Below are 23483 nucleotides of genomic sequence, written 5' to 3' on the forward strand. Positions count from 1 at the left end.
GTTATATTATTGCTCCCCCGTTCATATATTTTATTATTAAGGAAAGGACGGGGGAGTATGTTCTTTTCGCCGAAAAAAGCGCGTTTCAGGGTAATAAAAAGGGAGGTAAGGCCCTTAATTTTTATTCTCCCGCTATTTTTTTTATTCTTTTTTATTTCCATTATATGTGGTTCATCCCGGCACATGCTAAAAAGCATCAGCCTGGCCGTGCTGCGCGATGATGATTACAGCACGGTCATCAGCCAGGTCTTGCCGGGCGGTTGGGTTTCGGAAACGGACCAGCCCGGCCTTGAAACCATCTTGTCTCAACTGATACATGCTGTGACGGGGGTTGATTCCCGCCAGCCGGATGCTATCCTGGGAAGCGAAATGAACTTGCCCCTTATCCAGTTAACCATAGGGCCGGCGGCAGCGGGAGCCCATGTGGTTGAGGAAGAGGGCGGCGAAGAAGATTTCTACCTGCCGGGACAGGACGAAGGGCTTGACGATTGGATTCCCGTACCACAGGAACAATTCCCTCCTGTTCAGTTAAACGGCGAACCGATGATCCTTATTTATAACACGCACAATGCTGAGTCATATAAACCGACTGACGGCGTTTCGCGCCTGGAAGGAAAAAACGGCGGGGTAGCCGCTGTTTCGCAAATTCTGTCCAGGGCGATCGAGAGCAAGCACGCAATCAAGACGGTTTACTGTGAGGTAATACATGATTATCCGGACTGGACCAAGTCGTATATTAATTCCCGGCGAACAGCGCAGCAGTTGTTAAAAAAATATTCAAAAATCCAGCTGGTGATTGATGTTCACCGGGATGCCGGCCTGGAGTCGCGGGCGGACACGCTGGCCAGGATCGGCGGGAAGCCGTGTGCTAAAGTAATGATCGTGGTGGGAACAGAGCACCCGAAATGGCAGGAGAACATGGCTTTCGCCCAGAAACTGGAAGCGAAAGCCAACGAACTGTATCCCGGTCTCATAAAATGCATCCGCGTGCGCAAGGATAGGCGCTACAACCAGGACTTGCACTCCAGGGCGCTGCTATTCGAGGTTGGGAGCGATTTGAACACCCGCGAAGACGCAGTCAATTCCGCTGCCCTGCTGGCGGATGTGATTGCCGCGACCCTAAAGGGGAAGTAAGCGGCGCCGTTTATTTTTAAGTGAATACGGGCAGTTTAATAAAGGGTGAAGAACGGAATCATGAAAAGAAACGGTATAAGAATGTTCCTGGCCCTTTTATTATCCCTGGCCCTGATTGTCTGCGGCTTTTACGCGGTGTTTGTCAATATGGTCAGGATGACCCTGCACCCGGTGAGCGCGCCGTTTTCCGTTCAGGCGAGCAGGGGGATCATAGATATGAACCTGCTGGGCGCCCACTTGTCAATAAAGCTGGAGGGCTTTCTTCCCGCCGGGTTGAAACAATTGAAACGAGAGCAGGAAATGGAAAACCAGTAGACAAGCATTTCGCTATTGGATAGAATTATTTAAGCAAAACCAATTAAACCGGCTGGAAAACGGCTGGCCCAAGCCAAAGGCGTGAATCTATGTCCAACGGCGCTAAAGTTGCCAAAGCAGCGGGAATATTGATGGTAGCCATGGTGCTTTCCCGGATAATAGGGTATGTGCGGGACATGGTCATTTATGCTCGTTTCGGCCAAAACAATTTGACAGACGCTTATAATGCCGCTTTTTCCATTCCCGATTTTTTGTATTACCTGCTGGTGGGAGGAGCGCTCAGTTCAGCCTTTATTCCCGTTTTCTCCAGCTATATTGCTACAAAGCGCGAATCCGACGGGTGGCAGGTTGCCAGCACGATTTTTAATATTATTATTTTTCTTATGCTGGGCGGCATCGTGCTTGGCGTTGCTTTTACCCCTGCGCTCATTCGCATGCTGGTTCCCGGCTTCACCCCGGAGAACATGGCCCTTACCGTGAAAATGACCAGGATCATGTTCATCCAGACCTTTTTTATGGCTCTTAACGGTATTTCCATGGGGGTCCTTAATTCCTACCACCATTTTTTGGCCCCGGCAGTGGGGGCGGTCCTCTATAACCTGGGCATCATCGTGGTTGGGCTTCTCCTTTCTCCCTATCTTGGAATCACTGGTTTCGCGGTGGGGGTTGTGGCCGGCGCGGCCCTGAACTTTGCCGTGCAGCTGCCTGCCCTTTGTAAAACAGGGCTGCGCTACCGGCCGGTCATCGACCTTAAACACCCCGGGGTTCAGAAGATTGCCGCCCTGATCCTTCCCGTTCTGATCGGCCTCTCGGTTACCCATTTCAATCTTTTTGTCAACCAGAACCTCGGCTCCACCCTGCCCGCGGGGATGATTTCAGCGCTCCGGGCGGCGCAGCGCATAATGCAGCTGCCGATCGGCGTTTTCGCCATCGCCATCGCCGTGGCCGTGTTCCCTACCCTTACCGGGCAGGCAGCCCGCCGGGAAAAGGAAGAGTTTAAAAAAACGATGTCTTTGGGCGTGCGCACCATTATTTTTATTACGCTGCCCTCGGCTGTCGGGCTTATTGCCTTGAGGGTCCCCATCATCCGCCTGCTTTTCCAACAGGGGCGCTTTACTCCGGAAGATACCGCGGCCACGGCCTACGCCATGCTTTTTTACTGCGTCGGTCTTTTCGCCTATTCTTCCATCCAGCTGTTAAACCGGGTTTTCTACGCCCTGCAGGACACGAGGACACCCGTTGCCGTGGGTATTTTTACGATCGTTATCAATATTGTTCTGAACTTTTCGCTGATTAAACCTCTCGGGCACGGCGGGCTGGCCTTTGCATACTCGCTGGCCGGCATCGTCAATATGATCGGGCTTCTGCTGATCCTCAGAAAAAGAATTGGTTCCATTGACGGGCGCAGGATGTTTTTTTCCTTCCTGCAGACGCTGGGCATTTCAGTGTTGATGGGCCTGGCGGCTTATGGGACGAGCCTGTATGCGGCGCGCCTTGTCGACACCGCAGCCAAAACGGGGCAGTTGGTCCAGGTGGGAGCGGGCGTTGCCACCGGAACCGCAGTCTTTGTTTTCCTGGCGCTGCTGTTTAAAATGGAAGAAAGCGAGCTGGCCAAATCGCTGCTTTTAAGGAAGTTTCGCCGGATGACAAAAGGATAAGATTAAGTTAAGATAGGTTCATAACCAACAGTTTAGCCCTTGGAGGACCGCATGACCCAAAAATCCATCCGCAACTTTTGCATTATCGCGCATATTGATCACGGCAAATCAACCCTGGCCGACAGGCTGCTGGAATATACCGGCGCGCTTTCCGCGCGACAAATGACTTCCCAGGTGCTGGACCAGATGGACTTGGAGAGGGAGCGCGGGATCACCATCAAACTGCAGGCCGTGCGCATGCTGTATAAGGGAAAAGATGGCCAGGAGTATCTCTTAAACCTTATCGATACCCCCGGCCATGTTGATTTTACCTATGAAGTCTCGCGCAGCCTGGCGGCATGTGAAGGCGCCATCCTGGTGGTCGACGCCACCCAGGGGATTGAAGCCCAGACCTTGGCTAACGTTTATCTTGCCCTGGAGCATGACCTGGAGATTATTCCCGTCATCAACAAGATCGACCTGCCCAGTGCCGAACCGGAACGGGTCAAGCGTGAACTGGAGGAGGTCATCGGCCTGGACTGCAGTGAAGCCATCCTTGCTTCGGCCAAGGAAGGTACAGGCATAGCGGAAATACTCGATGCGGTCATAGAAAAAGTGCCGTCGCCCAAGGGCGACCCGGAAGCGCCGTTGAAAGCCCTGATCTTCGACTCCCATTTTGACCCGTACAAAGGGGCCATCTCGTATATCAGGGTCATGGACGGGACGGTTAAAAAGGGAGTGAACATCATGATGATGTCGACGGGGAAGACCTTCGAGGTTACCGAAGTCGGCGTCTTTACCCCTTCCATGCAGCCTGTCGAGGAGCTTTCTCCGGGGATGGTCGGTTACCTTGCCGCCAGCATCAAAAATGTCAAGGACACCCGGGTCGGCGATACCGTCACTTCGGCGGACAGGCCGGCGAAAGAGCCGCTGCCGGGATACCGCAAGGTAACCCCCATGGTATACTGCGGCCTTTATCCGGTTGATACGGGCGACTACGAGAACCTGCGCGATGCCCTGGAAAAACTGAAGCTGAACGATGCCTCGCTTGTATATGAGCCGGAAACCTCGGTAGCCCTGGGATTCGGTTTTCGCTGCGGTTTTTTGGGCCTGCTCCACATGGAGATTATCAAGGAACGCCTGGAACGGGAATACGCGCTCGAACTCCTAACCACGGCACCGAGTGTAGTTTATCGTATAACCAGGACGAACGGGGAGTCTATGGAAATCGACAACCCGACCAAACTCCCTCCCGTTCAGCAGATTGAATCCCTGGCCGAACCCTACGTGCAGGCGACGATCATGGTGCCGGGAGAGTACGTGGGGGCGGTTATGGAGTTGGCCCAGGAAAGGAGAGGTTCCTTTTTGACCATGGATTACCTTTCCGCCAGCCGTGTGATGATAAAATATGAACTGCCGTTAAGCGAGATCATTTACGACTTTTTTGACCAGCTCAAGTCCCGCAGCCGGGGTTACGCCTCTTTGGACTACGAGTTGAGCGGATACCGTGAAGCCGACCTGGTCAAACTTGATGTCCTGGTCAACGGGGAAACGGTTGACGCGCTTTCGCTCATCGTGCACAGGGAAAAGGCCTATTACCGGGCCAGGGTCCTGGTGGAAAAACTGCGGAAACTGATACCCCGGCAGATGTTTGAAATCCCTGTGCAGGCCGCCATCGGCAACAAGATTATTGCCCGGGAAACAATCAAGGCCTTGAGGAAAAACGTGCTGGACAAGTGTTACGGCGGTGACGTCACGCGCAAGCGCAAGCTGCTGGAAAAACAAAAGGAAGGCAAAAAACGGATGAAGATGGTGGGCAGCGTGGAGATTCCCCAGGAAGCCTTTATGGCGGTTTTGAGCCTTGATGAAAAATAGGGGTGACCGGTTTGTGTTTTCAGGTATTTACGTCCATATCCCCTTTTGCCTTACCAGGTGCCGTTACTGCGATTTTGTTTCTTACGGGTTAGACAGCGAGGGTCAAACGGGAAGCCAGGCCTTTGATTCGTACCTTGCGGCCCTGCTGGCAGAAGCCGGGATATACAGGCGCGAGCTTGACCTGGGCCGGGAGAGGGCCAAGACCTTATATATCGGCGGCGGCACGCCCACCTGTTTGTCAGGTGGGCAGCTGTATCACCTGCTGACCAGCCTGCAGGAACACTTTCCCCTGGAACAGGGAGCGGAAGTTACCGTGGAAGGAAACCCGGAGACCCTTGAAGGCGAAAAACTGCGGGCTCTCAAGGCCGGAGGGTGCAACCGCCTGTCTTTGGGCGCACAGAGTTTTGATTATCTTGAGCTCAGCGTTCTGGGGCGTGTCCATAAGCCGGAGGATATATACAGGACCTTTTTCCTTGCCCGGGAATGCGGGTTTGAAAATATCAACATCGATTTGATGTACGGGCTGCCGGGTCAGGACCTCCGGACATGGCGCGCGAATTTGCTCGCCGCCGTGTCTTTGGACCCTGAACACCTGTCCGTCTACCAGTTAAAGATTGAAAAAGGCACGCCTTTTCATGAGATGCTGGTTCAGGGCCTTTTGGTCGAGTTCGACCAGGATGAAGCCTCGCGGATGTATGAAGAGACAATCGATTTCCTGACCGGGAAGGGTTACTTGCATTACGAGATAAGCAACTTTGCCCGACGGGGGAAAGAGAGCAGGCATAATGCGCAGTACTGGCGAAATGAAGGATACCTTGGCCTGGGAGCGGGCGCCAGCGGGTATCTCAACGGGACCCGCTACACGAACCACAGCGATCTTGGCCTTTACACGGCGGCTGTGCGGGAGGGTAAAAAGCCGGTGCTGGAGGAAGAACGGCCCGGGAAGGAACTCGTTATAGCCGAAGCGATGTTTTTGGGTTTGAGGCTCCTTGAGGGTGTGGAAAAGCGCGGGTTTTATTCGCGCTACGGTCTGGAAATCGAAGAATGTTACGGGCCTGAGATTGAGCGTCTTAAAAAGCTGGAGCTCCTGGCGGATACAGGGACTCACGTCCGCCTTACGAGAAAGGGCCTTTTACTGGCCAATGAGGTGTTTATGGAATTCTTGCCGTGATAGCTTAAAACCGCGCGGGTGGTGTCGGAAACAGACCGGACAAGGACCTCGTTGACAAAAAAATACACTAGTGGTATTTTAAATATGAACACATTAGCACTCAAAGAGGGAGAGTGCTAACAAGGGGGCGTAGGCATGAAAATGGATGACAGAAAACAGAAGGTGTTGCATGCGATCATCCTGGATTACATTGCTACCGCTGATCCTGTCGGCTCTCGCACCATTGCCCGCAAGTACGACCTGGGAGTAAGCCCCGCTACTGTTCGCAATGAAATGGCGGACCTGGAGGAAATGGGTTTGATTGAACAGCCCCACACATCGGCGGGTAGAATCCCTTCCCAGTCCGGCTACCGTTATTACGTGGACTGCTTGATGAAAAAGGAGCCGGTGGCGCAAGAGGCAAAGGAAAAGATACGGGGCGCCCTGATGAGCTGTATTAAAGAAACGGAGACCCTGATGCAAATAGCGGGCAAGCTTTTATCACAGCTTACCAATTATACTGCGCTGGTACTTGCGCCCTTTTATGGGAAGAATACTCTTAAGTATATTCAACTGCTGCCTGTTGACGCCGGAAAAGCGGTGCTCGTGATTGTCCTGGATAATGGTCATGTGGAGCACCGGCTGGTCGATGTTCCCGATTCCATGCGCGAAGAGGAGTTTACGGCTTTATCAGCGCTGCTCAATAACCACCTGCGCGGTCTTTCCGTGGAGCAGTGGCGGCCCAGCGTACTGCAGTCAATCTATCACCAGCTTGATAACCAGAAAAAGTTTCTCCGGCATGTGATGGAACTGATTGAGGAATCCCTATCCCAGGATAATGAACAAAAAGTTTACCTGGGCGGTACGATCAATATACTTAACCAGCCGGAATTCAAGCAGATCGAGAAGGTGAAAGCCCTTTTCGAGCTGCTCGAAGAACAGGATGTGCTGAAAGAGGTCTTGATCCCAGAACGGGAGACGGGAATTTCAGTCAGAATCGGAACAGAAAACCGCCACCAGGGGATGAAGGACTGCAGCCTTATTACGGCCACATATCACCTCAACGGAAAGCTGATCGGTACCCTGGGTTTGTTGGGACCAACCAGGATGGAGTATTCAAAAGCCATCAGCATCGTGGAGTTTTTAACCACGGCTCTTACAGAAGGACCAAATAAGTTTTGATGGAGGGTATTTATGAGCGTTAAGCAGCAGGTGACGCAGAACTCCGAGGTTGATGAGCGGCTGGCGGCATTGATGACCAACGCCAGTGCCATTCGAGCCGTCTCCCAGGCCGTGGAAGGCACTATCGGACCAAAAGGGCTCGATACCATGCTTGTTGACCAGTACGGCGACGTGGTGATCACCAACGACGGGGTTACCATTCTCGACCTGATGGAGGTAAGCCACCCGGCGGCCAGGATGTTGATTAAGACGGCCAAAGCCCAGCAGGAAGAAATCGGCGACGGGACAACCACGGCTGCCATTATGGCCGGCGCGCTTATCAGCGAAGGGGTGGACCGTGTCCTGAAAGGGGTCCCTGTGGTAAAGGTTATTGAGGGCATTCGCGCAGGGATCAAAAAAGCCCTGGCTGTCCTGGATGAAAAGACGGTAAAAATTCAGGAACTGGAGGTCCCTGTCTTGAAAGACGTGGCCCTGGTGGCCGGGCGCGGGTATGAGGATATTGCTTCGCTGGTGGTCCAGGCGGCTTCGCTTATTGGAAAGGAAAAGCTGCTGGACCCGGCCTTTAAACTGTCGGAGATGGTCCGGGCCGTGCCAGGCGCTGAGAACCAGGTTATTACCGGCGTTATCCTGGATAAGGAACCGCTCAATGTGGAAATGCCGAAAAGGTTGGAGCTGGCCAGGGTCCTGGTTATCGACGACGCTCTGGAACCGGAAGAACTCGATGATGAGGCCCTCGGTACGGAAGCAGGCGTCAAACGCTACCTCCAGCTGCAGGAAGAATTCAGACAAAATGTCAAGAAGCTGGCGACGCTGGGCGTCAACCTGGTTCTTGTGGACAGGGGCGTGCACGATATTGCCGAAGAAATCCTTACGGATGCCGGCGTTCTCGTTCTTCAGCGTGTCGCCAACAAAGAACTGCGGCAGGCTGCCGAACACTGCGGGGCTAAGCTCCTAAAGAGAACAGCCCTGAAAAAAGAGGGCGAAGAACTGGCGAAATGCCTGGGAGAAGCCAGGGAAGCATACTTTGACGAGAAACTGAAACATGTCCGCCTGCTGGGCGGTAAAGGCAAGAACCAGGCCACCATCCTGGTGGGGGCTTCCACCGAGGAAGTGGTGGGCGAGCGGGAGCGAATAGCCAAAGACGCCGCTTCCGCCGTGCAGGCGGCTGTAAGGGGAGGTGTCCTGGCCGGGGGCGGGGCGGTTGAGCTTGCCGTGGCCAGGGAAGTGGAGGAGGCGCGCAAGGAAACGCGGGGAATGGCGGCTTTTGGGGTCGAATGCGTCATTGCGGCCTTGAAGAAACCTTTTTCCCAGATCGTGCTAAACGCCGGTTTTAACCCGCTGGAGAAACTGGGAGACGTTATGACCGCCCAGCTGGAGAGCGGTAAGGACTCCCTGGGGGTTGACCCGGAAAGCGGGGAAATCAGGGACATGATGGAGATGGGGGTCTATGATCCCGCCCTGGTGAAAAAATACGCGCTGAAAGCGGCGGGAGAGGTGGCCGAGGCCATCCTGCGCATCGATACGATCATCAAAAAGAAGCCGGTCAAAGAGAAGGAAGAAAGCGACAGAGAGCTGTAACGATAGTTACTATATAATATATATATATTTACCGGGTGGTGTAATAATATGGAAGATATTAAGGAACTGGAAGCGGCGGCCGCAGGGCCAGAAGAAGACAATGCGGGCCGGCCGGAGGATGCGCCCGCGGAAGAAACAGCCGCTCAGGCGGGACTGGAAGAAAAGGAAGGGGAGGTGCCTGAACCCGACCCCAAAGAGGTTGAATTGAATGAAGCCAGGGATAGAATCTTGAGGCTTCACGCCGACTTTGACAATTACAGGAAAAGAGTGCAGCGGGAAAAAGAGGAGTGGTTTCAATACGCTTCACTGCATATAATAGAAAAGCTCTTACCGGTTGTCGATAACCTGGAAAGAGCTCTGGAAAACCTTAACAGCCAGACGGAAGAGGTTAGAAACCTCTTTTCCGGAGTTGTTATGACCTACCGGCAAATGATGGAGATACTGGAACGTGAGGGCTTGGAAGCCATTGACGCCGCGGGGCAGCCTTTCGATCCTCTTTTGCATGAAGCCATCATGCAGGTGCCGGCGGAAGAAGGGCAGGAAGACAACAAGGTGACAGAAGTGCTGCGCAAAGGCTACCGGTTTAAAGATAAGGTAGTGAGGCCGGCCATGGTTAAAGTAGCAAAAAGATAAGCTTAATAGTATACTCAGGAGGGAACGCAAATGGCAAAAGTAATCGGGATTGATTTGGGAACAACAAACTCTTGCGTGGCGGTTATGGAAGGAGGAGAACCCGTAGTTATTCCGAATTCCGAGGGGGGCAGGACCACTCCTTCGGTGGTGGCCTTTTCCAAAACGGGAGAAAGACTGGTGGGGCAGGTTGCCAAGCGCCAGGCCATTACCAACTCGGAGCGCACCATCCAGTCGATAAAAAGAAAAATGGGTTCTGACTATAAAGTGCGTATCGATGACCAGCAGTATACCCCGCAAGAAATATCCGCCATGATCCTGCAAAAGCTGAAAACCGATGCGGAAGCATACCTTGGCGATAAAGTAACCCAGGCGGTCATTACTGTACCGGCCTATTTTAATGACTCCCAGCGCCAGGCGACGAAAGACGCCGGCAAAATTGCGGGGCTTGAGGTCCTCCGGATTATCAACGAACCGACGGCTGCAGCCCTGGCTTACGGTATAGACAAGGAAGAGGACCAGACAGTGCTGGTTTTTGACCTGGGCGGCGGTACTTTTGACGTTTCCATCCTGGAACTGGGTGACGGCGTATTTGAAGTCAAGGCCACCAGCGGGAACAACCACCTGGGTGGGGACGACTTCGACGAGCGGGTAATCAACTGGATGAACGAGGAGTTTAAGAAGCAAACGGGCATCGATTTGAAGAGCGATAAGATGGCCCTGCAGCGGTTGAAGGAAGCGGCTGAAAAAGCCAAACACGAGCTTTCCTCAGTCGTCACGACCAACATTAACCTGCCTTTCATCACGGCTACGGCGGAAGGACCCCTTCACCTTGATTTGACCTTGACTAGGGCGAAGTTCAACGAGCTGACGGCAGACCTCGTGGAAATGACGATGGGACCGACCAGGCAGGCCATGAAGGATGCCGGCATCGACGCCTCAAAAATCAACAAGGTTCTCCTGGTGGGAGGTTCCACCCGCATTCCCGCAGTCCAGGACGCGATCAGGAACCTTTTGGGCAAAGAGCCCTTCAAGGGGATCAACCCCGACGAGTGCGTGGCTATAGGCGCCGCCATCCAGGCCGGGGTGCTGGCCGGTGAGGTCAAGGATGTTCTGCTCCTTGATGTGACTCCGCTTTCCCTGGGGATCGAAACACTCGGCGGGGTCTTTACCAGGCTTATTGAAAGGAACACCACCATTCCCACTTCCAAGAGCCAGATCTTTTCCACGGCGGCTGACAACCAGACCACGGTGGAAATACATGTTCTGCAGGGAGAAAGGGAAATGGCCGCCTATAACAAGACCCTGGGTCGTTTTCAGCTGACGGGAATTCCCCCGGCGCCCCGGGGCGTTCCGCAAATTGAGGTGAAGTTTGATATAGATGCCAATGGGATAGTAAACGTTTCCGCCAAAGACCTGGGCACCGGCAAAGAACAAAAGATAACCATAACCGCCTCCACCAATCTTTCCAAAGAAGAGATCGAGCGCATGGTCAAGGAGTCGGAAAAGTACGCTGCCGAGGACAAGAAGCGCAGGGAAGAGGCGGAAGTCAAAAATGCCGCCGACAACCTGATTTACCAGACGGAAAAGACCTTGCGCGAAGCGGGGGATAAAGCGAGCCAGGAAGATACCGAAAAGATCAACCAGGCCAAAGAGGAGCTTAAATCCGCTCTCCAGGGAGGCGATATAGAGAATATCAGGAAGAAGAGCGAGGCGCTTACCAACGCGCTGTACCAGCTCACCTCTAAGATGTACCAGCAGGCCGGGCAGACGGGTGCCGCCGAAAGCGCGGGCGGCAGCGGTTCCGGCGCGGAAAAGGAAAACGTAGTCGACGCGGATTATGAAGTCAAAGACGATAAGTAGACGGCAGTTGTAGCCGGCTTGCCGTGGAGGTGAGAATGTGGCCAAAAGGGACTATTACGAGGTCCTGGGTGTTGAGAGGAACGCTTCGGAGGCGGAAATAAAAAAAGCTTTTCGCAAGCTGGCTCGCCAGTACCACCCCGACGTAAATCCCGGCGACAAAACGGCGGAGGAGAAATTCAAAGAAGTAAACGAGGCTTACGAGGTGTTAAGCGATCCTGAAAAGAGAAGGCGGTATGACCAGTTCGGCCATGCGGGGACCGATCCGAACGGGTTCGGCGGCTTCGGGGGCTTCGGCGGTTTCGGCGGGGCCGGCGATTTCGGCGGCTTCGGCGACATTTTTGACATGTTTTTCGGCACTTCCGGGCAGCGGGCCAGGGGCCCGCAGCAGGGAGCAGACCTGCGCCTTGACCTGGAGCTTGATTTCAAGGAAGCTGTTTTCGGCGTGGAGAAGGAAGTGGAAGTGCCCCGAATAGAAAACTGCCCCCACTGCAAAGGGAGCGGGGCCAGGCCGGGAACAAGCCCGGAACGGTGCGCCAGGTGCAACGGAACGGGCCAGGTCAGGACAACGCAGAGGACGCCTTTTGGGCATTTTCAGACCGTTAAAACCTGCCCTGAATGCGGCGGGGAAGGAAGGGTCATCACCGCGCCCTGCCCTGAATGCGGCGGAAAGGGGAAGGTGCGGAGGGTTCGCAAACTGCACATCAAGATCCCTGCCGGGGTTGATTCGGGTTCCAGGATCCGCCTGTCCGGCGAAGGTGAACCCGGCCTGCGGGGCGGGCCCAACGGTGATCTTTACGTGTATATTGAAGTTAGACCGCACAAGATATTCAGCCGCCAGGGCGACGATATTTACGTGGAAGTCCCGATAACCTTTGTCCAGGCGGCGCTGGGCGACACAATCAAAGTGCCGACGCTGGAGGGAAAGGCGGAATTGAGAATTCCCGAAGGAACCCAGACGCACACGATATTCCGGCTGCGGGGCCAGGGTGTGCCCCGTTTGCGCGGGGGCGGGCGCGGCGACCAGCATGTCAAGGTCATTGTGGTAACGCCCAGCAGGTTGAGCGAAGAACAGAAAAAGGCCTTGCTGCAGTTTGGCAAGCTGAGCAGCGAAGATAATTACCGCGCCTTGGAAAAGGAACGGGACAAGGGAATATTCGAGAAACTCTGGGACAGCATAAGGGGTTAAGGGGAACGGGCGATGGAATGGCAGGAAATCGGGGTCAAGACGGGAGCGGAGGCCGTGGAGGCCGTGGCGGACGCTTTCTTTAGACTGGGAGCCGGCGGCGTGGTGATAGAAGAGCCGGAGGTTATCCGCGCAATGACGGAAAGCGGTTGTTGGGACGATTACGAGTTTCCGGAAGAGCGCTTAAACCGCTCTTATAGTCTTGTCACAGGCTATCTGCCGGTGAACGGCGGGCTACCGGCAAAATTGGAAGAGTTAAGGGAAAGCCTGGCTGAAATCGCCCGGCGCCTGGGTAAAGAGCCGTATGAGATCAACATTGCCACGGTCAGGGAAGAGGACTGGGCCAGTTCATGGAAGGCCTTCTTTAAACCTGTCAAGCTGGGGAGCAGGTTGGTGGTCCGCCCGACATGGGAGGAATACGCTCCCTCCGGCGAGGAAATAGTCGTGGATATTGACCCCGGCATGGCCTTCGGCACAGGAAGCCATATCACCACCATTCTCTGCGCGCGTCTTCTTGAGAAATACACATACCCGGCCATGCGGGTAATTGATGTGGGTACGGGAACCGGCATTTTGGCCATATGCGCCGCCCGCCTGGGAGCGGGTGAAGTGGTGGCCCTGGACTGCGACCAGACGGCAGTTGACACGGCGGCCGAAAACGTAAAAAAGAACCGCATGGAGGACGTGGTGAAGGTTGAGAAGTGCGACCTGCTGTCGGGGCTGAGAACGAAAGCGGACCTGGTTGTGGCCAACATTATCGCCGACGTGATTGTCAGGCTCTTGCCGCAGGTCAGGACCCGCCTCCGGCCGGGGGGCGTTTTTATCGCTTCGGGAATAACCGACGAGCGGAAGGATGAGGTTATGGACGCTGCAGCGCGTTACAATTACGGCCTCTTGGAGCAAAAAAGCCAGGAGGGCTGGACCGCCCTGGTCTGGAGATTGAAGGAGTGTTAAAGTGCGCCGTTTTTTTGTTTCAAGACAGGAAATATCGGGGGGACAGGCTTTCATCAGGGGCGATGAACTCCAGCACCTGGTCAGGGTCCTGCGCCTGGGCGTGGGCGACCCTGTTATTGTTTTTGACGGGCAGGGAAGAGAGTACCAGGGGGTAATCGATTCTTTGAGCAAGGAGCAGGCAGTGGTCAGGCTCAACTCCTCTTTGCGGGTGAACCGGGAGAGCCCAATTGATGTTTGGCTGGCCCAGGGGATAGCCAAAGGAGACAAAATGGAATTCATAATTCAAAAAGCCGTGGAGCTGGGAGTAAGGGGGATAATTCCCCTGGCCACCCAAAGGACCGTCGTCAAACTGGAAGGCGAAAAAAAGAAGATAAAAGAGCAGCGCTGGCAAAAAGTGGTCGTGGAGGCCGCCAAGCAGTGCGGGCGAATCCGTCTTCCAGACGTGTTTCCCTGTACCAGGGTCCCCGATTTCTTAGCCGGCCTGCCTCTGAATAAAATTCTGCTCGTTCCCTGGGAAAAAGGCGGTGTCCCTTTAAAAGCCGTTCTCACGGGAAAAGAATATGCTTTTCGCCAATCATGTCCCGTTTATATCCTGATTGGCCCGGAGGGAGGGCTGGAAGAAGAGGAAGTGGCCATGGCCGCGGAAGCCGGGGGAATACCGGTTACCCTGGGGCCCCGTATCCTGCGGACCGAAACGGCGGGACTGGTCGCAACAGCGGTGATTATGTACCAGTGGGGGGACATCGGGTGAAAAGAAAAAGGCCGCGGGTAGCCTTTTATACGCTCGGCTGCAAAGTGAACCAGAGTGAAACCGAGGCCATGGGCGCCCTGTTCAAAGAACGGGGTTACAATATTGTGGATTTTGCAGACCCTGCCGATGTTTACGTCATCAATACATGTACCGTCACTCACCTTGCCGACCGCAAGTCTCGCCAGGTCATCCGCCGGTGCAGGAAAAACAACCCGGGCGCGAAAGTGGTGGTTGCCGGCTGCTATTCGCAGGTTTCGCCCCAGGAGGTTGAACGTATTCCCGGGGTCAACCTGGTGGTGGGCACTTTGGAGAAAAACCGCATCGTGGAATGGCTTGAAGAAATGGGAGAAGACGCCGGGCAGCCCGTTTTAAAGGTGCGCGATTTATGCGAAGCCAGGGATTTTGAAGACCTGGAGATTGACAGGGTGATAGGCCGCACCAGGGCGTATCTCAAGATCCAGGACGGCTGCGAACAGTATTGTTCGTACTGCATCATCCCGTACGCGCGCGGACCTGGCCGCAGCAGGCCAAAACCCGGCGTCCTGCGCGAGGCGAGGAGACTGATCGCGGCCGGGTTTAAGGAAATTGTCCTCACCGGTATACACCTGGGAGCCTACGGCCGTGATCTGGATGCCGGCGCCAGCCTGGAAGACCTGCTGCCGGAGCTGCTTGCGCTTTCCGGGGATGTGCGCTGGCGCTTGAGTTCCCTTGAGCCGACAGAGGTGAGCGGCGCCTTGCTGGAGATAATGGCTTCCTTTCCCAACATCTGCCCTCATCTTCACCTGCCCCTCCAGAGCGCCCATGACGAGATACTTAAAACCATGAACAGGCCGTACAGCACTGGAGAATACAGGAAAGTCATCGAACGGGTAAGGACGGTCCTGCCGGACATTGCCGTCACGACAGATATCATGGTAGGGTTTCCCGGCGAAACCGACGAGCATTTCAAGGTTTACCCCGGTTTTATCGAGGAAATGGCTTTCAGCCGCCTGCACGTCTTCAAATTTTCGCCGCGGCGCGGCACGCCCGCAGCGCTGTTTGAGGGGCAGGTGCCCGCTTCGGTCAGCGAGGAGCGGAGCCGGCAGATGATCCGGCTGGGGGAAAGATTAGCCCGCAGGTATGCCGGGCGCTTCGTGGGACGCACGCTTCGTGTGCTGGCGGAGACGGAAAAAGGAGAAGGTTGCTGGGAAGGGCACAGTGAAAACTACCTTCTCATCGAATTTGCCTCAGCAAAAACCCAACGGGGTGATATTGTTTCCGTCAGGCTGGAAAGAGCGAATGGGGATAAGTGCCGGGGGAGCGGACCATAAAAATCCTCGCGGGTTATCTCGAAAAAAAGGAGGTGTTATAGTGCCGGAGTGTGTTTTTTGTAAAATCGTCAAGGGGGAAATACCTGCCAGGAAAGTGTACGAAGATGACCAGGTTATCGCCATCCATGATATTAACCCCGTGGCTCCGGTGCATGTCCTGGTGATGCCAAAAACGCACATTGCCAGCCTTTCCGCGGCAGGCGACGCGGAGCTTTCGCTCATCGGCAGAATTCATGGGATTATCCGTGACTTGGCCAAAGAGCTGGAACTGGCTGGCGGTTACCGTGTCGTGAACAACTGCGGTCCCCAGGGAGGACAGACAGTTGACCACATTCACTTTCATCTGCTGGGCGGGAGAAGCATGAACTGGCCGCCGGGTTAATTCTCTTGACCCTCTCTTTGTGTTACAGTATAATAGAAAATGTGCAATTTTTAGCTCCAATCCCGCTTATTGCAGCAAAAGAGAATCCAGCACGAGATCCAGCACGACGGTCGTAGTGGAGGGAGGGATAAAGGCATGAGTGAAGTCAGGGTTGGGAAGAATGAAACATTGGACAGCGCGCTGCGCCGCTTCAAGCGCACCTGCCAGAAAGCCGGAGTTCTTTCCGAGGTTAGAAAGCGTGAACACTACGAAAAACCAAGTGTTAAAAGGAAGAAGAAGTCCGAAGCAGCGAGAAAACGCAAGTATAAATAGGGGGTCCCGGTGATGAGTCTGAAAGACAGACTGGCAGAGGATATGAAAGAGGCCATGAAAGCGAGGGAAGCGGGAAAGCTGAAGCTTTCCGTGATCCGGATGGCCAGGGCGGCTGTAAAAAACCAGGAAATTGAGCGGGGCCGTGAACTCAGCGATGAAGAGATAACGGAAGTGCTGGCCCGCGAAGTAAAGCTGCGCCGAGACGCCATCCCCGAATATGAGAAGGCCAACCGCCCCGAAACAGTCGAATCGTTAAAACAGGAAATCAACATCCTGATGGAATACCTCCCCCAACAGTTGACCGCGGAAGAAATCGTCGCCGTTGTTAAACAAGCCGTTGAAGAAACAGGAGCCCAGGGGCCCAGGGATATGGGCAAGGTTATGGGCAGGGTTGTTCCCTTGACGAAAGGTAAAGCCGACGGCAGGGTGGTCAATGAAATAGTGAAGAAAGTATTGAGCGGTGAAAGTTGAGAGTTAAACAGCGACAGCCTGGTTAAACACCAGGCTGTTTTGGCTTTTGGCGGGTTCAAAGGTCGCTTGAGGCGAAATAATTGCTGCGGATAATCTTGTCGGCGATGGCCAAACCCTTTACGGCATCCTGCTTTTCCTGTTCGCTGAGCGGTTTGCCGACAACCTTCATGTCAGCCAGGACAGCGAAGTTTTTTTGCGTCTTTAACAGGTTGCGGCCCATGGCGGTGCCGGCGAAACGGCTTTCCTCCACACCCATGAGGTAGCAGATGGTGGGCATAATGTCGATTTGGCCGCTGGCGGTCGTTATTTCTTTCCTGTTCAGCCGTTTGTCGTATATGATCAGGGGGACACGGTTGTTATTGTCCTGCCACCACCTGTCTTTGGCCTGTATTTTGGCGAGCTCCGGCCGGTAGAACTTGTTGACCCCGCAGTGGTCTCCATAGATGACGACGGTCGTCTTTTCCAGGAGCCCGTCTTTTTCCAGCCGTTTCAAAAATTCACCGATTTGCTGGTCGGTATAATGAATGCACTGCAGGTAATTGCCCAGGATTGTCCTGTCGATTTTAGCGTCCAGTTGAAGCGTCCGGTGATGAGGAGGCAGTGAAAAAGGAGCATGGCTGGTCAGCGTGATCATAAAGAGGTAAAAAGGCTGCCGCTGGCTTCGCAGCATATCGTTAACCTGCCGGAAAAGAGAACCGTCGCTCAGACCCAGGCCGATCACCTCGTCTATCTCGAAAGCGGTGGAATCCAGGCACTTCTCGAAACCGAATGATGATAAGGCCTCCATCCAGTTCCAGTATGCACCCCTGTCCGGGTGGACGGCCAGCGTTGCGTAACCCTTTTTTTGCAGGAGCCTGGGGAGTGAATTGTAAGTGTTGTTGGGGAAACGGAAAAAAGTGCTTCCCTTGCGAACGGGATAAACCGAGGTATTGGCCATCAGTTCGGCGTCGGAGGTGGTGCCGTTGTAGACCTGTTCATAAAAATTGGAGAAATAGAGACTGTGTTTTAGGAGCGCGTTCAGGTTGGGGGTGATTTCCCGCCCAGCTATTTTTTTGTTGATCACAAAGGATTCCAGGGACTCTACCTGGATAAAAATAAGGTTGTTGCCTTCCAGCAGGTCCTTGTACCTGTTGTCGGGCAGGTTTTCATGCTTGGCGTCGAACCATTTTCTTATTTCCTCTTTTTCTTCCGCATTCAGCACAATGGGGCGGCAGTCTTTCCAGTAGGTGTAGACATCGAAAAGGTGGTACCCGATCGGCGAGAGGTTGGCCGCGGTCTGGACGGGAACCCAGCAGTTGATGAAGCGCTCGATCCTTTCGTCAGGCTGCTTCAGCACGTAAAACTTGAACGGGACGTAGAGGATGAACGAGGCGGAAAGCAGGAAGACCGCGGCAAAAAGCGCCGCTTTTCTCGTATTGGCGATCCAGCGGGACATTTTGCCGGGGAACAGCAAAAAAAGCGCCGGCAGGTCGAGCAAAAAAACGAAATCGACAGGGTAAACCAGCGAGAAGATGCACTCCCAGAGGTTCTCCAGGTTTGCCGTCATCCTGAAAAGGTGCATGTTGATCAAAGACCCGTTTCCCCCGCGGCAGTACCACAGGTCGAAGATCATCAGGACGGAGACGAGGAGGTTTACGAAAAGCAGGTAAAGAGTATGACCCCTGCGCTTAAGCAAAAAAGCGAAAGAGAGGACCCAAAAAATGAAAGCAAGATAAAGGGAAAGCGAAGGGATGGAATAATATCCCCTGAAAAACCCAAGTTCCGTGTAGTCCGTTCCCGTGATTATCCCCACAAAGACGACGGACTTCACCAGCAGGGCAAAGGCGGTATACGCCCACAAGTAGTATGGTTTTATAACTGGGAGAATGGATAATGCTTTTTCTTTGACTGGCAAAAACATGCGTGACTCCTTTTTTATTAGTACTATAACCATTAGTTCGCGCAACATACTGGCATTCCCTGCCAGGCTGGAGATAACAGCTTTAAATAATAATAAAGAAAGACAAAAAACCAGAGAAAAGAACAATCTCTGGGTCGGTGCTGCGGCGCTTGCGTTTCCCATGCCGCTTTTGCCCTGTACAGCCGTGTTTACTGCTGCCTGCTCACGCGCAGAGAGAAACGACTTACGGCGGTACCGGTGCGGGCCATGTGTTCTTTAAGGCCGGTCGGCCCCATGTTGTAAGCGGTCAGGGCCTTGTGGTAGTCGTAATCGTTAATTGTCAGAAGTTTTCCCAGGTAGTAAGCGGCCAAGGCGATATTGTACCCGCAGTCGTAAAGCAGTTCTTCGCGGTAATCGACGCCGAGCTCGCCGGCTATTTCCCGGGCGGTCGAAGGCATAAGCTGGCAAATACCGATTGCTCCGCTCGGGCTGACTGCCTTTGGGTCAAAATCGCTTTCCCATTTTATTAGTTCCAGCATTATGGCAGGGTTGATTCCGTACTTTTTGCTTTCCTTATCCACTGCGGCGATCACTTCGGGCGAAGTGCCGTAATACCTGGCGCAGAGGATTTCCATCTCGCTTCTTAATTCGCTGCTTTCTTTCTGCAGTTTAAGGAGGTCCTGTTCAAGGGCCGCTTTTTCTACGTATAACATGCACAAGCAAAGAAGAGCGGCGAGTACGATGGCGGTGTAAACAAACAGCAGGTGCGGCAGCTTCAGGGACGCGGTTTTCAAGCTAATCACCCCGTTTGTTTTGACATCGGCCTGTCGAAACGATTATCGAAATATGGAATGTTTTTGTCATAACGGTTTATATTATAAAGAAGAAATTTCCTCTTGACAACGAACAGGATGTTAAATTTTCCCCAGCCTGATTTAAACAGCCCGGCGTTTTGTGATAGAATATGTAGGTAAGCTTTATCACCGGCAGGTGGGGGTGAGCCTGTGAAGATTAAGGGCCGTCTTCTTTATGGATTAGTTTTGTTGTTTGCTTTTTTGGCTGCCGGGCTGCACGCCTCGCCGGCGCAACTGGTTTACGTTGTGCCTGTGCAAGGCACAATAGACCCCGGCCAGGCCAGGTTCGTGGAAAGAAGTTACCGGGAAGCAGGCGAGCTTAAAGCGACAATGGTCTTGCTGGAGGTTGATACGCCCGGCGGGATGGTTGACGCAGCCCTGAAAATAAGGGACACCATCCGCCGCAGTCCAGTCCCCACCACGGCGCTGGTGCGTGGAGGAGCTATTTCAGCGGGAGCCTTGATCACCCTGGCCTGTGAAAAGATAGCCATGGAACCCGGGAGTACCATCGGCGCAGCCGAACCGCGGATCGGGGCGGAAAAAGCCGACGAGAAATACATCTCGTATTTCTCAAAAGAGATGGCCTCAACAGCCGAGACGAACGGCCGCAGGCCCGACATTGCGGTCGCCATGGTGGACAGGGACAAGGAAATACCGGGGCTGGTGGAAAAAGGCAAACTGCTGACGCTTACCTACCTGGAAGCTGAAAAGTACGGTTATGCGGATTATATCGTGAAAGACAGGAGCGAACTTTTGGCCAAGCTTGATTTGGCCGGGGCGCAGGTTAAGGAAAGCGCGCCCTCTTTGCCGGAACGGTTGGCGAGGGTGCTGACCAATCCCTTTGTGGCCCCGCTTCTTTTGACCATAGGAATTGCCGGCATTGTGATTGAAATATTCACTGTGGGTTGGGGCGTGGCCGGGACCGTCGGTCTTATTTCCCTGGGTCTCTACTTCGCCGGCAACCTCCTGGCAGGGTTTACCGGGTGGGAAGCGCTGCTCCTTTTCCTGCTGGGCATTATCCTGCTGGGCGTGGAAGCGGTCGTTCCCGGGTTTGGGATACCCGGCATTGGCGGGATTGCCTGTTTAACTGTCAGCATTATTATGGCCGCGCCCAGCTGGGAAGCGGGCATAATCTCCCTGGTTTTTGCGCTGGTCGGGACCATCATCCTCTTGTTCCTGAGTTTTAAGATACTGAACCGGCGAAAGTTCTGGAATCGCCTGGTCCTGGGAACCAGCTACAAAAAAGAAGACGGGTATATCCCGCAGGCTGAGGATTTGAGCAGGCACATCGGAGCGAGAGGAACTGCTCACACCATCCTGCGCCCCGCCGGAACAGTGGTCCTGGAAGACGGGACCCGGCTGGACGTCGTCGCTGACGGGGAATACATCGCCAGGGGAGAGAAGATAGAAGTGGTCCGCGTGGAAGGGATCAGGGTCATTGTCCAGCCCGTGCGGGAGCAGTAAACGAGCGGCGTTTTTGTCCCCCCAAAAAACAAGGCAGGCATGTTTGGGGGTAAAATATTGAGGTAAAGAGGTAAAAATGAAAATAAAAGGGGGAAAATTGAATTATGGCAACTCTTGTTTCATTCATAATCATGTTGGCCATCATCCTGGTGGCATTGGCCGTGCTGTTCAGCTTCATACCGGTGGGGTTATGGATTTCCGCGCTGGCCGCGGGCGTTCGCATTGGGATTTTTACCCTGGTGGGCATGCGTTTCCGGCGCGTTCCGCCGGGGCTGATTGTAAGCAGCCTGATTAAATCGGAAAAAGCGGGAATCAAGGTCTCCGTAAACCAGCTGGAAGCCCATTACCTGGCCGGGGGCAACGTGGACAGGGTGGTCAACGCGCTCATTGCCGCCGAGAGGGCCAACATCCCCTTGCCTTTTGAACGGGCCGCCGCGATTGACCTGGCGGGGCGCAACGTCCTGGAGGCCGTGCAGATGAGCGTAAATCCGCGTGTTATTGAAACCCCAGTTATCGCGGCCATGGCCAAAAACGGGATTGAAGTGAGGGCGCGGGCCAGGGTTACGGTTCGCGCCAACATAGACCGGCTGGTCGGCGGCGCGGGTGAAGAAACAATTATCGCCCGGGTCGGCGAAGGCATAGTCACCACGGTGGGCAGTTCCGAATCACATAAGGAAGTGCTGGAAAACCCTGATTCCATTTCGCGGACGGTCCTGAACAAGGGTCTCGATGCCGGCACCGCTTTTGAAATACTTTCCATCGACATAGCCGATGTCGATGTTGGCCGCAACATCGGAGCCCAGCTGCAGACAGACCAGGCGGAAGCGGACAAAAGGATAGCCCAGGCCAAGGCCGAGGAGCGCCGCGCCCTGGCCGTGGCGAGGGAGCAGGAAATGAAGGCCGCGGTCCAGGAGATGCGCGCCAAAGTGGTGGAAGCGGAGGCCGAAGTTCCGAAAGCATTGGCGCAGGCCCTGCGTGAAGGGAAACTGGGGGTAATGGATTATTATCAACTCCAGAACATCATCGCCGATACCGGCATGCGCGAATCGATTGCCAGGACCGGGCAGCCCCAGGGCGGCGCCCCGGATACAGGTAAGAAATAAGCACGCCGGCTGCCGAAAAATGACTGATGGAGGGGGTGTGCCCCTTTGGATTTTGTAGTTATTCTCCTTTTTATCCTCTATATCGTCTTTCGTTCAATGGGCGACCGCCGGAGGGGAATGAGCAGGGAACCCGTGCGGAAAAAGCCGGCGCCGGTTGAGGCTGCCGGAAAGATAAGGCCGCAGGAAAAGCAGGTTCCCCTAAAAAGGATGCTGCCCGAAGGCGAGAGCGCCTATGACCAGCTTGTTTATATGGAAGGGGCGGAACCTGAAATTAAGGAAGAAAAAGTAGAAAAGGGAGAAGAAGCCGGCCCGGCTTCGCCTTTTTACGGCGAATCGGCGGGAGGTTCCTTCGCGTTCATGTCCGGGGACGACCTGCGCAAGGCGGTCATCTGGAGCGAGATCCTGCAGAAACCCAGGTTCCGCAAACCCTATCGTTTTTAGAGAGGGCGCGTAACACCATGGTTGTTTTCAGTTCAGATGCCTTAAGGGATTATAAGTCAAATAATATTTACCCAACACCATTAGCAAGGGCACAACCCATTTTATTCAGATGAAAGGCATATGAATGCGGCACTGCCAGGAATTTTAAGAAAATATTGACAGGGATGAGAATAGGGCTGCCAGTTTATGGCAGCCCTATTAATTAATCCTACCAAATAATTTTCCTAAAACAGTTTACTAGCGGGTTTTGCGGATTGAAACGTAAAATCTTGTTATGGAGGTAGATATGGATAATCAAATTCAGGAAGCTCTGAATGAATTGAATATATCTAGCCTGCATGAAACCGTTGCCCAGCTTATTGAGCTCATTGGGATCGAAAGTACCTTTAAGATTGTCGAAACCTACGGAGGGCTGGAACTTTACATTCCCAAGCTGGACAGGCAGCTTCTGCATGTCAGGAACGCCAGGATCAGGGGAGAATTCAACGGGGCCAATTACGCGGAACTCGCTTTGAAATACAAGCTGTCTGAAAACAGGATCCGCAGTATCGTACATAAAAAAGGTGCGGAACAAAATACGGTCAAAAATAAGAAGAACAGCCAAGCTAATTGGGGATAATGTCACAATATATCCGTTGCCTGTCTGAACGGTCACGGGTATTGGGGAAATTGCTCGGAAAATAATGGAAAATAAATAGAGGAAATCCTTAACATATAGCGAATCTGATTTATGCAGGTGCAAGCCACCCGGGTAGGCAAGCGGTAAACAACAAAAATGATTTAGTGCGAGGTTGCTATGGATATCGGTAAACGAGAAGAAGCGCTGAAAATTCCGGAACTGAAACTGGTCAGGTGCAGGTGCAATAAGCTGCTCTGCGCCGCAAACGGGAACGAGATAGAAATCAAGTGCAATAAATGCAAACGGCTGCTGACTATAAAAACATGCGGTATTATCAGCGTGGAGGTTAAACAGGGATAACATTTTAAAATTTTATTAATAAATGGTTTAAAAATG

The 23483-nt window shown here is 53.7% G+C and carries 23 protein-coding genes; 21 read left to right on the forward strand and 2 right to left on the reverse strand.

The genetic code is table 11. The annotated features are described in order from the left end of the window. Positions 1-183 precede the first annotated feature (183 nt). The 16 genes from NUV48_04155 (at position 184) to NUV48_04230 (ending at position 16727) form a co-directional block, all read left to right on the forward strand. Positions 184-1134, forward strand: a complete 951-nt coding sequence (locus tag NUV48_04155; GenBank protein MCR4441330.1) for a stage II sporulation protein P — start codon at positions 184-186, stop codon at positions 1132-1134. 60 nt (positions 1135-1194) lie between these two features. Next, a complete protein-coding gene (locus NUV48_04160; protein ID MCR4441331.1) occupies positions 1195-1449 on the forward strand; it encodes a hypothetical protein in 255 nt (84 codons plus the stop codon). A gap of 89 nt (positions 1450-1538) precedes the next feature. Beyond that, positions 1539-3107, forward strand: coding sequence for a murein biosynthesis integral membrane protein MurJ (gene murJ / locus NUV48_04165; protein ID MCR4441332.1), 1569 nt, complete (start codon positions 1539-1541; stop codon positions 3105-3107). Between the two features lie 51 nt (positions 3108-3158). Next, complete coding sequence (gene lepA, locus NUV48_04170) at positions 3159-4961, forward strand: translation elongation factor 4 (protein ID MCR4441333.1); 1803 nt, start codon at positions 3159-3161, stop codon at positions 4959-4961. A 13-nt stretch (positions 4962-4974) separates the two neighbouring features. Further along, complete coding sequence (gene hemW, locus NUV48_04175; GenBank protein MCR4441334.1) at positions 4975-6132, forward strand: radical SAM family heme chaperone HemW; 1158 nt, start codon at positions 4975-4977, stop codon at positions 6130-6132. A gap of 135 nt (positions 6133-6267) precedes the next feature. Continuing rightward, on the forward strand, positions 6268-7293 hold the full coding sequence (gene hrcA, locus NUV48_04180) for a heat-inducible transcriptional repressor HrcA (GenBank protein MCR4441335.1): 1026 nt from the start codon (positions 6268-6270) through the stop codon (positions 7291-7293). A gap of 12 nt (positions 7294-7305) precedes the next feature. Further along, the gene (locus NUV48_04185; protein MCR4441336.1) at positions 7306-8871 is read left to right on the forward strand and encodes a TCP-1/cpn60 chaperonin family protein; all 1566 of its coding nucleotides are present in this window, start codon (positions 7306-7308) and stop codon (positions 8869-8871) included. Positions 8872-8919: 48 nt separating this feature from the next. Continuing rightward, positions 8920-9504, forward strand: a complete 585-nt coding sequence (gene grpE, locus NUV48_04190) for a nucleotide exchange factor GrpE (protein MCR4441337.1) — start codon at positions 8920-8922, stop codon at positions 9502-9504. 30 nt (positions 9505-9534) lie between these two features. Continuing rightward, a complete protein-coding gene (gene dnaK, locus NUV48_04195) occupies positions 9535-11364 on the forward strand; it encodes a molecular chaperone DnaK (protein ID MCR4441338.1) in 1830 nt (609 codons plus the stop codon). 37 nt (positions 11365-11401) lie between these two features. Then, on the forward strand, positions 11402-12550 hold the full coding sequence (dnaJ, locus tag NUV48_04200) for a molecular chaperone DnaJ (GenBank protein MCR4441339.1): 1149 nt from the start codon (positions 11402-11404) through the stop codon (positions 12548-12550). 12 nt (positions 12551-12562) lie between these two features. Beyond that, on the forward strand, positions 12563-13501 hold the full coding sequence (prmA, locus tag NUV48_04205; GenBank protein ID MCR4441340.1) for a 50S ribosomal protein L11 methyltransferase: 939 nt from the start codon (positions 12563-12565) through the stop codon (positions 13499-13501). 1 nt (position 13502) lies between these two features. Continuing rightward, on the forward strand, positions 13503-14252 hold the full coding sequence (locus NUV48_04210; protein ID MCR4441341.1) for a 16S rRNA (uracil(1498)-N(3))-methyltransferase: 750 nt from the start codon (positions 13503-13505) through the stop codon (positions 14250-14252). Further along, positions 14249-15562 (forward strand): tRNA (N(6)-L-threonylcarbamoyladenosine(37)-C(2))-methylthiotransferase MtaB, encoded by a 1314-nt coding sequence (gene mtaB, locus NUV48_04215; protein ID MCR4441342.1) that lies wholly within the window; start codon positions 14249-14251, stop codon positions 15560-15562. Before NUV48_04210 ends, mtaB begins: the two co-directional genes overlap by 4 nt. A gap of 40 nt (positions 15563-15602) precedes the next feature. Further along, positions 15603-15944, forward strand: a complete 342-nt coding sequence (locus NUV48_04220; GenBank protein MCR4441343.1) for a histidine triad nucleotide-binding protein — start codon at positions 15603-15605, stop codon at positions 15942-15944. Positions 15945-16079: 135 nt separating this feature from the next. Beyond that, positions 16080-16256, forward strand: coding sequence for a 30S ribosomal protein S21 (rpsU, locus tag NUV48_04225; protein MCR4441344.1), 177 nt, complete (start codon positions 16080-16082; stop codon positions 16254-16256). A gap of 12 nt (positions 16257-16268) precedes the next feature. Next, positions 16269-16727 carry a GatB/YqeY domain-containing protein gene (locus tag NUV48_04230; protein ID MCR4441345.1) on the forward strand — a complete coding sequence of 153 codons (459 nt, stop codon included), beginning with the start codon at positions 16269-16271 and terminating at the stop codon, positions 16725-16727. Between the two features lie 55 nt (positions 16728-16782). Here NUV48_04230 and NUV48_04235 read toward each other — a convergent pair whose 3' ends face one another. Further along, positions 16783-18627, reverse strand: a complete 1845-nt coding sequence (locus NUV48_04235) for an LTA synthase family protein (protein ID MCR4441346.1) — start codon at positions 18625-18627, stop codon at positions 16783-16785. A gap of 188 nt (positions 18628-18815) precedes the next feature. Beyond that, positions 18816-19400 carry a transglycosylase SLT domain-containing protein gene (locus tag NUV48_04240; protein MCR4441347.1) on the reverse strand — a complete coding sequence of 195 codons (585 nt, stop codon included), beginning with the start codon at positions 19398-19400 and terminating at the stop codon, positions 18816-18818. A gap of 210 nt (positions 19401-19610) precedes the next feature. Here NUV48_04240 and NUV48_04245 point away from each other — a divergent pair, with 210 nt between their 5' ends. The 5 genes from NUV48_04245 to NUV48_04265 all read left to right on the forward strand — a co-directional run bounded on the left by NUV48_04245 (position 19611) and on the right by NUV48_04265 (position 23447). Further along, positions 19611-20924 (forward strand): ATP-dependent Clp protease proteolytic subunit, encoded by a 1314-nt coding sequence (locus NUV48_04245; GenBank protein MCR4441348.1) that lies wholly within the window; start codon positions 19611-19613, stop codon positions 20922-20924. Between the two features lie 104 nt (positions 20925-21028). Beyond that, positions 21029-22027: a flotillin-like protein FloA gene (gene floA, locus NUV48_04250; protein ID MCR4441349.1), complete on the forward strand. Its 999-nt coding sequence runs from the start codon at positions 21029-21031 to the stop codon at positions 22025-22027. 45 nt (positions 22028-22072) lie between these two features. Next, the gene (locus tag NUV48_04255) at positions 22073-22468 is read left to right on the forward strand and encodes a hypothetical protein (protein ID MCR4441350.1); all 396 of its coding nucleotides are present in this window, start codon (positions 22073-22075) and stop codon (positions 22466-22468) included. A gap of 286 nt (positions 22469-22754) precedes the next feature. Next, on the forward strand, positions 22755-23087 hold the full coding sequence (locus NUV48_04260) for a DNA-binding protein (protein ID MCR4441351.1): 333 nt from the start codon (positions 22755-22757) through the stop codon (positions 23085-23087). 177 nt (positions 23088-23264) lie between these two features. Further along, positions 23265-23447, forward strand: a complete 183-nt coding sequence (locus tag NUV48_04265; protein ID MCR4441352.1) for a hypothetical protein — start codon at positions 23265-23267, stop codon at positions 23445-23447. Positions 23448-23483: the final 36 nt, after the last annotated feature.

The organism is Peptococcaceae bacterium, from assembly GCA_024655825.1.
Classification (GTDB): domain Bacteria; phylum Bacillota; class Peptococcia; order DRI-13; family PHAD01; genus JANLFJ01.